This is a genomic window from Neorhizobium huautlense, from assembly GCF_002968575.1.
GTDB lineage: Bacteria > Pseudomonadota > Alphaproteobacteria > Rhizobiales > Rhizobiaceae > Neorhizobium > Neorhizobium huautlense.
Window position 1 is genome coordinate 1 of record NZ_PVBM01000056.1, and the last position, 9,019, is coordinate 9,019.

The 9,019-nt window shown below is 58.4% G+C and carries 6 protein-coding genes, 4 pseudogenes and 1 other annotated feature; of the genes and pseudogenes, 2 read left to right on the forward strand and 8 right to left on the reverse strand.

Going from position 1 to position 9,019, the window contains the following annotated elements; translation table 11 throughout:
- Nucleotides 1-203: 203 nt before the first annotated feature.
- Nucleotides 204-547, reverse strand: a pseudogene (locus C5L12_RS26920) (IS66 family transposase); the annotation flags it as partial.
- A 259-nt stretch (nucleotides 548-806) separates the two neighbouring features.
- On the opposite strand from C5L12_RS26920, the pseudogene C5L12_RS26925 reads away from it, so the two are divergent.
- A pseudogene (locus C5L12_RS26925) lies at nucleotides 807-2,036 on the forward strand (IS3 family transposase).
- Nucleotides 1,088-1,204: a sequence feature (AL1L pseudoknot), on the forward strand. It overlaps the preceding pseudogene by 117 nt.
- A 40-nt stretch (nucleotides 2,037-2,076) precedes the next feature.
- On the opposite strand, the pseudogene C5L12_RS28940 reads toward C5L12_RS26925, so the two are convergent.
- The 3 genes and pseudogenes from C5L12_RS28940 to C5L12_RS26940 form a co-directional block, all read right to left on the reverse strand.
- Nucleotides 2,077-2,263, reverse strand: a pseudogene (locus tag C5L12_RS28940) (IS701 family transposase); the annotation flags it as partial.
- A 109-nt stretch (nucleotides 2,264-2,372) separates the two neighbouring features.
- A pseudogene (locus tag C5L12_RS28635) lies at nucleotides 2,373-2,678 on the reverse strand (hypothetical protein); the annotation flags it as partial.
- A gap of 197 nt (nucleotides 2,679-2,875) precedes the next feature.
- The gene (locus C5L12_RS26940) at nucleotides 2,876-3,550 is read right to left on the reverse strand and encodes a nitrogen fixation protein NifQ (protein ID WP_105375071.1); all 675 of its coding nucleotides are present in this window, start codon (nucleotides 3,548-3,550) and stop codon (nucleotides 2,876-2,878) included.
- Between the two features lie 554 nt (nucleotides 3,551-4,104).
- Here C5L12_RS26940 and C5L12_RS26945 point away from each other — a divergent pair.
- Nucleotides 4,105-4,644, forward strand: a complete 540-nt coding sequence (locus C5L12_RS26945; protein WP_105375072.1) for a peroxiredoxin — start codon at nucleotides 4,105-4,107, stop codon at nucleotides 4,642-4,644.
- A gap of 460 nt (nucleotides 4,645-5,104) precedes the next feature.
- Here the strand turns inward: C5L12_RS26945 and C5L12_RS26955 are convergent, their stop codons facing one another.
- The 4 genes from C5L12_RS26955 to nifE are packed head-to-tail and all read right to left on the reverse strand — an operon-like array spanning nucleotide 5,105 to nucleotide 8,940.
- On the reverse strand, nucleotides 5,105-5,590 hold the full coding sequence (locus C5L12_RS26955) for a NifX-associated nitrogen fixation protein (protein WP_105375074.1): 486 nt from the start codon (nucleotides 5,588-5,590) through the stop codon (nucleotides 5,105-5,107).
- A 3-nt stretch (nucleotides 5,591-5,593) separates the two neighbouring features.
- Nucleotides 5,594-6,088, reverse strand: coding sequence for a nitrogen fixation protein NifX (nifX, locus tag C5L12_RS26960; protein WP_105375075.1), 495 nt, complete (start codon nucleotides 6,086-6,088; stop codon nucleotides 5,594-5,596).
- On the reverse strand, nucleotides 6,085-7,446 hold the full coding sequence (nifN, locus tag C5L12_RS26965; protein WP_105375076.1) for a nitrogenase iron-molybdenum cofactor biosynthesis protein NifN: 1,362 nt from the start codon (nucleotides 7,444-7,446) through the stop codon (nucleotides 6,085-6,087). The genes nifX and nifN overlap by 4 nt, the downstream gene beginning before the upstream one ends.
- A gap of 9 nt (nucleotides 7,447-7,455) precedes the next feature.
- Nucleotides 7,456-8,940 (reverse strand): nitrogenase iron-molybdenum cofactor biosynthesis protein NifE, encoded by a 1,485-nt coding sequence (gene nifE / locus C5L12_RS26970; RefSeq protein WP_105375077.1) that lies wholly within the window; start codon nucleotides 8,938-8,940, stop codon nucleotides 7,456-7,458.
- Nucleotides 8,941-9,019 lie beyond the last annotated feature (79 nt).

Here is a 9,019-nt window from a genome sequence, read left to right on the forward strand (position 1 = left end):
ATTCGACATCTGATCAAGACGAACGTGTTGTCTGCCGAGCAGGTAGTTCCCGGCGCCCCGTATCAAATCCGCGCCAGCGACCTCAACTCTGAGGCCCTCCGAGCTGCGATAGCGCGAAAGGGGCGCCGTGTCGCCTTGCTGACGCGGACACGCTTCCAATGTTTACAGACACTTAGAGAAGGAGTGCACAACGACTCAGGTCCGGTTTGGGGCCTGATCGCGCGCTCAACGATATTGGAGTCGATTTCGATCCGGCCGTCCGTCAGGAAGCGCTCCAGTGATTCGCGCCGGGTGAGCGCGTAGCGGATCGCCTCGGCGGTCTTGGACTTGCCATGAGACCTTGCCCAGTTCCTTTTCCCAAAGATCGAAGAGGCTGGCGACGATGGCCAGACTTCTTCTGACGCAGCGTGGAGCGGCTGTCGACATCCCGACCGCGGGCCTCATCCTCGATGCGCCACAACTCGGTCATCGCGATGATCGTGTCCGTTGCTGCCTTCGAGACACCGCTGATGTGAAGGTCGTAAAACTTGCGACGAAGATGCGCCCAACTTGCGACAGGCAAGCCCCAGAACGGGGAATGAATACGAAAGGAGGTGAGAGCCGAACAGAAACCGTTCGCAGCGATCCAGCGGGTTCAACGCCCGTCCGGCAAAGGCGCAGCCCGCCAGCCGGAAGCGAGTCTTGCATGGGTGGCGGTAACGTCATTCGTGAAGCGTAGACAGCGGATGATGAAGCGGCGGGGTAAGCCCCGATTGAACCGCCCCGGGTTTGCCGGAGGCTCCAACTCCTGAGAGAGTGGAGCCGATATGAGCAAGACAACGAACAAATTTTCACCTGAAGTCCGTCAACGTGCCATCCGTATGGTGCTGGATCACGAGGCAGAGCACCCGTCGCGGTGGGCAGCCGTTTCATCTATTGCGGGCAAGATCGGTTGCTCGCCAGCCACGCTGCATGAATGGGTGAAGAAGACCGAGGTCGACAGCGGCAAACGAGCAGGCTTGCCGAGCGACGCGGCCGAGAAGATGAAGGCTCTCGAGCGGGAGAACCGCGAGCTTCGTCAGGCCAACGAGATTTTGCGCAAGGCATCTGCTTATTTCGCGATGGCGGAGCTCGCCCGCCCCTTCAAACGATGATCTCGTTCATCGACGAACACCGCGTCGTGTTCGGGGTCGAGCCGATCTGCAGGCTTTTGCCGATTGCCCCGTCAACCTACTACGAGAACGTCGCCAAGCGCCTGGACGTGGATCGCCTGTCGATTCGCGCCCGCAGCGATATCGGCCTGAAGATCGAGATACGTCGGGTGTTCAATGAGAACTTCCAGGTCTATGGCGTGCGCAAGGTCTGGCGGCAATTGCAGCGTGAAGGCTTCGATGTCGCCCGCTGCACTATCGCTCGGCTTATGAGGGTGATGGGGCTGCAGGGCATCATTCGTGGCAAGCCGATCCGTACGACGATCAGTGACAAGACCGGCCCAGGCCCGCTCGACCGGGTGAACCGACACTTCTTCGCGCCTGCGCCGAACATGCTCTGGCTTTCTGATTTCACGTATGTGGCCACTTGGCAGGGCTTCGTTTACGTCGCGTTCGTGACCGATGCCTTCGCTCGCCGCATCGTCGGTTGGCGAGCAAGCCCGACTGCCCATGCGGGCTTCGTTCTCGATGCCCTCGACCAGGCACTGCATGATCGGCGGCCCGTCCATCGTGGCGGGCTGGTTCATCATTCCGACCGCGGATCGCAATTATGTGTCCATTCGCTATTCCGAACGGCTGGCGGAAGCTGGCATCGAGCCGTCTGTCGGGAGTGTCGGCGACAGTTATGACAACGCTCTCGCCGAAACGATCAATGGTCTTTACAAGGCCGAGGTCATCCATCGGCGAGGACCGTGGCGAAACTTCGAAGCCGTGGAGTTCGCCACGCTGGAATGGGTAGATTGGTTCAACAACCGCCGCCTTCTGGAGCCCATCGGCAACATACCGCCAGCCGAGGCCGAAGAACGATACTATGCCATACTGGACGCGCGAGTCGTGGCCGCATAACTTAAACGAAATGGCCTCCGGCAAACCCCGGGGCGGTTCACAACTGCCGATCGACCAGGGTTTGGCCATAGCCGCTTGCATAGGAAAGGAACACACCCACCCGACTGTTCTCAATTCGGCCGTCCCGAAATATTGCCATGCCACCTCACCGAATGCTCGCCCTTTTTCAGGAAGCCAGTCTCGTCCACCTCCAGAACGCCGTCCGCATTTCCCAGAGCCTCCATCACATAAGCCCACGCTCCTTCAATGCATCCAGCTCGCGTTGCCATGCCAATCCCGATCCGACCAACTTGCGACGGACATGTAAATTCCCTCCAGCTAAATGCCAAGAGTGAATCATGATTTCAAACTAAACGCAACTGTAGTAACTAGACAGGCAGCCCATGATCGGGCCGCAAGAAAGTGTGCGCGATCTGCGAAATAGGTGGTGTAAAAACACCTATCGTCCGTTCTCAAGGCCACTACTCCGCTGGCTTGACAACCGCCGGTCTGGTCCGACGCGTTGCCTGCAAGAGCGGCTGCAAGCTGCGCCCGGAAAAGCTCGCCTTCCGATTTCGCCACCACCATGGTCGCGACCGCATTGCCGATCAACTTGGTGAGCGCCCGGCATTCTGACATGAAACGGTCGATCCCCAGCAGGACGCCTGCGGCGATCGCTACCAGCACCTGGACATAGAGATGCAGATACAGGGGCGTTTGCCGCGATCTCCGCGTAATGTTCTGCAATCGACATGATAGCCGCCACGGGTGCATGCATGTGTCGTAAACCGGGCAGGCTGAATCAGAGCGCGCAGCGGCCCCCCCGCTGGTGTTGACGATGCCTACCTTGCTGGCTCCTATCACGGCTCCGCGCGAACGCTTTTTACTTCCTCAGGGACAAAGCAGCTCCCTTTTTCCTTGCATCCTAGGCAAGCGGCCGCTGTGCACAGCGAAAATCCCTCGGCCTCGCAGAGCTTGCGGTAAAAGTACCTTTTCCACCTCATGTTGTTGGTATTGCCGGCTGCAAGCGTTATGAAATGGGTTGAGAGCAATCGGCTGAGTTCGACACGATCGAAAAGACCGAGCTCCCTCCAGAGATGGTCGTGGCGTAAAGCACGGCGGGCTATGATCTTGGCGAAACGTATGCTCGCCGAATCGCCCGGTCGAGCATGCGCGAGCAGCAGACCGCGCAGAAGCTCCTCCTCCATACCGGGCTCCGCATCGCTAATGTCTTCCAGGCGGAAAGCGTGAATCGCTGGTGCGGGAACGCTGCAGTTAAGGATGTCCCGAATCTCGATTTGCGAAAGGCCCGTTGCCTCTGTCGCAGTTGCCTCGCCGGCCTCGATCTCCTCAAGCACACGCGAAAGGACACAAGCGAGCACGTATTGATCGAAATCCATTTTAGGATCTACGGGCGGCCAGGATCCGGCTCCTAGAAGCTCGGATAATTGTCGCCAGCCGGGCTGACCGGACATTCTGGCTCCAAGGACCATTCTCCCTTTCGACAAAGCGCGGACTTGAGCTAGATTTGACACGTTGCTTCCTTCCCTCTTCGTTCCACCACACCGAGCGCCCGCGGGTGCTTTCCGCAAATCAGTTCGGCCGCGTCGTGTCGGGACGTTTCAAGTCTCGTGCCAATTGAATCTACCGAGCCGAAGAGATAACTTTGTGGTTGCTATTCAGGGACTTGACGAAAGTCTGGCAGGAGCATCGGGGGCTGCGGCCATGTCAGGAGGACGACAAGGACAACATTGTCGGTTCTCTGCCAAGAGTAGTTGCAGGATACGCGACAGGGAACCCGAACCGTGACGCGGCAACTTGGCCTCGCAGGCGAAAGTACGCGCCAGCATCTGCCGGCCTATCACACCGACGGGCTGAGCCTCGAAACACGCCTGCTGAAGCTTGGGCCACTAGCCAGTACGCGCACAGCAGGGTGGCGATGCGCGCCAAAAAGCAGTGCTGCTGCAATTTGGATGTCAAGTGGCACGGTGCTTGCTGTTTGCCTGTCGGTAGCCGCCAAGCTGCCAATCACGGCGAATGCGCCGGTTCTTTTCCGAAGGATGCTGATGCCATAAAAGGAGAAATGCTCATGCCGATGAAAAAACGAATTCCCTTCGTTGTCTTTCATACGCGCGTTCGCGACGAGACTGTGACGGGACCAAATCCCTACCGGTGGGAAGCCAGAACAACCGAGGATTACTTCAGCGGCAAGCGCGTCGTTCTGTTTTCGCTTCCGGGTGCGTTCACCCCCACTTGTTCAACACGGCAATTGCCCGATTTCGAGAAGCTATATGACGAGTTCCGGCATGCGGGGATCGAGTCAGTCCACTGCCTGTCAGTCAATGATGCCTTTGCCATGAACGCGTGGGGTAAGGCGTTGCACATAGAAAAGGTCAATCTCATTCCGGATGGCTCCGGCGAATTCACTCGCAAAATGGGCATGCTGGTCGCAAAGGATAATCTTGGTTTCGGGATGCGCTCTTGGCGCTACGCTGCCGTAGTCAACGATGGCGTGGTGGAGAAATGGTTCGAAGAGGAAGGTCTCTCGGACAACTGCGAGTCCGATCCCTATGAGGTCTCTTCTCCTCAGAACATTCTTGAAACCTTGAGGATTTCTCCCGTCTCTTGAGTGGTCCCAAATGGGATTTTGATGCTTCTGTGCGACTTTTCCGACCTGATGCCGCGGAGCCCGAGCGCTGACGTTAGGCTCCGCAGCTGCCGTCGACACTAAACCGTTGCACTCTCTCGTGATCCCGCGGGTGAGCATTACCAAAGATGGAGTTTAGTATGGGCAGCGCGTTTCGTCCGACGCGCTGCCCATACTAAGCCTTCAAGGCAGGTCGCCCATCTGCATCGCGGCGCCCGATCTGATGGCGGGTGGCGAAGCTGATGTTGTTTTTCGAAAGTCGCCGTTTGTGGCTATGGCTTGGCCGTCGGGCGGCGAGGCCTGTTCGAGTGTCTTGATGTGCCAGATCATGACCGACCTACAGGTCGATAAGACATTGTGGCGGCACGTGCCTGCAGCTTGCGAACCTTCTTCCGCAGTTCCTCACGGTTCGACCTGAATCCTCCCCTAAAAGCCGGGTCCATCACGCACGCGCTACGTCGGGATAGGTCTCTATAACCGCGATCGCATCCTCAACCATTTTCGTACCTGACTCGGAGAGCTTGCCAAGCGTCTCAAAGCCGAACCGGTGGGCATCGCGGAGGGTCCTCGACAGAACGACCAACCGTCCAGTCGAGAAAAGCACTCGGCCAAAGCCCTCATGGCTGATCGTCATGATTGGCGATGCCAGTAGCCCTGTGCGCTCCTCGATCACAAGTCCCACGCAACTATAAAAATTCTGGAGCCTCCACAGCACATCCGGATCGGGATCGCCGATGATCGGGATCTCACGGCGCTGCTCCTTGGTGACGATGAAATCCGCCAGTAGGTCGGCGTCAGATTTGCCTTCCCACGTCCCATGGGTATCCTGGGCGCGGATGAGCCTTACGAGGCATTCGAGGAAGGGGGTGGCAAGATTCCATTCCTGGTCGACAGCAGGGCCATCGGTGATGCCTGTCAGTGTGGCCATGTCTTAGTCCTCCTCGTCAAAAGGTTTCTTTTCGGTGGCGCCTGCTTCGAATAGCACCTTGCGCAACCAGAGCGGGGGAGTCGTCCTGAGCATCGCCCGAGTTCGCGACAGTACGTCTTCAATTAACTGAGCCTCGGGCACTTTGATCGGATGAATTTTGGCCGAAACAACCTTGGCTGCCGAAGGCCCACCGATCGCCAGACAGAACAACAGGTGACAACCTTTCAACGCCTCCACCTTCCGGGCAATGCGATCGTCACCCTCGGTGCGATGCTGTCCGCTTTCCTCGGAGACCTCTTCGAAGGACAGGACTTCCACGAGGTCCCAGTCGTCGGCACTCACGTCATAGACGGCGAAACGTCTGGCAGACCCGAAATGGGCGTCGAGAGATCTCATATCCTGGGTGGCGATTGCTACCCGCAATGCACCGACTTTCCGTTTCGGAGCTGATGAGCGAACCCCGTCAGGGACGATGGAAAGGCGACGAGCACCGGTCATCTGGGCGTTTCCCGGTTGCCAAAATGATCAAGTGACGCGGGCGACGTCACGCAATGTCTAGCCTGGAAAAGGTTGGCAACATCGAAGATCATGTCGCGCGTTCCCTGATAGAGAATTGTGAGCTTGTGCTGGCTACCCAGCCGATCGAAGATCGGAAAGCCAACCCTCATTAGCGGGACGCCAAGCCGCTCGGCTGCCTGACGGCCGTGGGAATGAGTAACAATCAGGTCAACGTTCGCGAGACGCGCCATGCTCTCGAGATCGGAAAGATCGCCAATTTGGACGGCGTCTGCCGGCACCTTCGTAAGAATGCCACTAGTGCCCGCGGTCGACACGGCGGCAACGATCTCAGCACCCATGCCCTTGAAAAAAATCGCAAGTTGAAGGAGGTGGTCTGGCTCAGCGGCTATCGCGATGCGCTTGCCCCCGAAATGGAAATGGCCGTCGAGTAGCGCGTCCTGCAGCTGCGCCCGGCGACGGCGGATCGAGACCGGCACTGGGTTGCCGGCAATCATCGACAGCATACTCATAAAACGATCTATCACCTTCATACCGACAAGCTGCTCAAAGAGCGCATAAGGCACGCCGGCTTTTGCCTGCAGCGCCTCAGCGGCCCCGCGCATATGCTCGCCGATCGCGACGGCCTGGAAGCAGGTCCCGAGTTCACGGATTTCGTCAATTGCTGTGCCGCCATAGGTGGTGGGCACCCAACGGTCGTCGGGTACAGTACCGTCGAGAGAGCCAGAAATGTCCGGCAGGATTACCGGCTTCAGACCAAAGCTTTCGACCGTTTCGCGCAGGAGTTCGATATCGGCGACCGTCAAATGCCATCCTGGCAGGATTGCAATCTTCTTCTGATCTCGCCTCTGCTCGCCTGGAGTGGTGATGCTCTCGATCAGAGAGGTGACGGCCTTAGCCCATCCCTCTTCAATCGCTCCCTCGAAATCCGGCGTGCTCGCCAGCACGATCTCCGTACCCACGAGCTCATCGGCACGATCACGCTTGATGTTGGCGAGATCGCCTGCAAAATCTTCGCCGCGGGTTTCCACCAGGGCTGTCGTGCAAATTCCGATCAACTTGGGTTTTGCGCGCCTCTTGAGATTGAGGATCGCCTCTTCCAGATTGCTTGCGCCACCGAGGATCGTCGCAACTGCGTCCATCGCCGTGGTCTGCAAGGGAATGGCCTCTTTGAAATGACGCACGAACAGCACCAGAGCGAAGCTGGTGCAGCCTTGACTGCCGTGGAACAGCGGTATTGCACCTCCGACGCCAAGATAGGCCAAGGCCGCGCCCAGGGGCTGCGACGACTTCAGCGGATTGACCGCTGCGGACTTGGTCTGGGGAAGAATGCGTGCCATCAGGTTTCCTCACCTTATGGAAGTAACCGGGGCTGGTGACGACTGCGGGCTTGCAGGACGGAAAGTTTCGACCTCGTTTCGACTGCTTGGCACACCTTCCGTCTCGGGTTGACACTCCCACGGTGCTGGCTCCCGCACCTCAGTCCAGATCGGGTTGTGAATGGCAAGATCGATCTGCCGAACGAGCTCCACCATGCCGTCATAGCCGGCATAGGGGTGGTGGCGTTCCTGGTTGATATCAAGCCAGGGCGTCTTGGCCTTCAGCGCGATGAATTGCGTGCGCCCGCCAGACAGCATGATATCGGCTTGATCGTCCGCGAGCATGTTGTAAAGCTCGCGCGGCGCCATCGTTTCGAACACGTGGTTTTCGTCTTTCAGGATTTGCTTGATGCGCTCCTTGTCTTCAGGCGTCGATTTCTTGATCGAAGTACCGACGATCTCCATGCCAACCTCCATCAGTGCATGGACAACCGACCAAGACTTCACACCGCCGGTGTTGAGTAACACGCGCTTACCTTCGAGCCTCGCTCGGTATGCAGCGAGTTTCTTCCAGGCAACCTCCTCCTCCTCCTCGATCAGTGCCTCGGTGCGCTCGAGGATCTCTGGTTCCGCCCCCTTCGTCACGAGCAGTTTGGCGATCTGCCTGAGTGCTTCCGAGGTGTCACTAATGCCGTAGAAGGAGCCTTCAAAGAAGGCGATGCCCCAACGTTCCTCCATTTTGCGTGCGAGATTGATGAGTGCTGTCGAGCACACCAACATGGACGCCTTGGCACGGTGCGCAGAAGCAATCTCAAGATATCGAGCGTCGCCTGGAATGCAGGCCCGAACTCTGATCCCGAGACGGTCAAGAAGCGGCTTCACCAGCCAAAACTCTCCGGAGAGGTTGAACTCACCGATGATATTGATGTCGTAGGCGCTCACATCATCGGGCTCTACCGTGCCAATCACATAATCGTGCAACACCTCACCGGCGAGCTTGTTGCCAAGGTTCTTTGAGCCGGCGAAGCCCGGCACATTGACCGGCACGACTGGCAGCCCGAATTTTTCCGCAGCGCGCCTGCAGACCGCCTCGATGTCGTCGCCAACGAGCGCCGTCACGCAGGTCGAATAGACGAAGATTGCCGGCGGAGCATACGCCTCCTTGATCTCACGGATCGCTTTGAAAAGTTTTCGCTCGCCGTTTCCCATCACCACGTCGAGTTCGGTAAGGTCCGTGGTGAAACTCGTGCGCCAGAGCGTCGAACCTGACGAAGCCGATCCGCGGTTGTCCCAGGAGTTGCCCTCGCAGGCGAGAGGCCCGTGGATCAGGTGAGCAACGTCAGTGACCGGCTGCAGCACGATCTTGGCGCCGTCGAAAGCACAGCCGCCGGCTGCCGCCCCTGGCGTCAGCGGCTTCGAACAGCCGTTTTTTCGCGCCTTGGGATCCTTGCCGCGGTTCTTCTCGCAGGCGGGCTCTCCGAAGACATCCTTGATTTTTGCCTTGAGCGAGGGCATTGCGCGCGTCTCCAAGTTCAAATCATGTCGGCCGGCCTTAGCGAGGCCGACCGCCGCTTCTAGCGGGTCAGGTCATAAG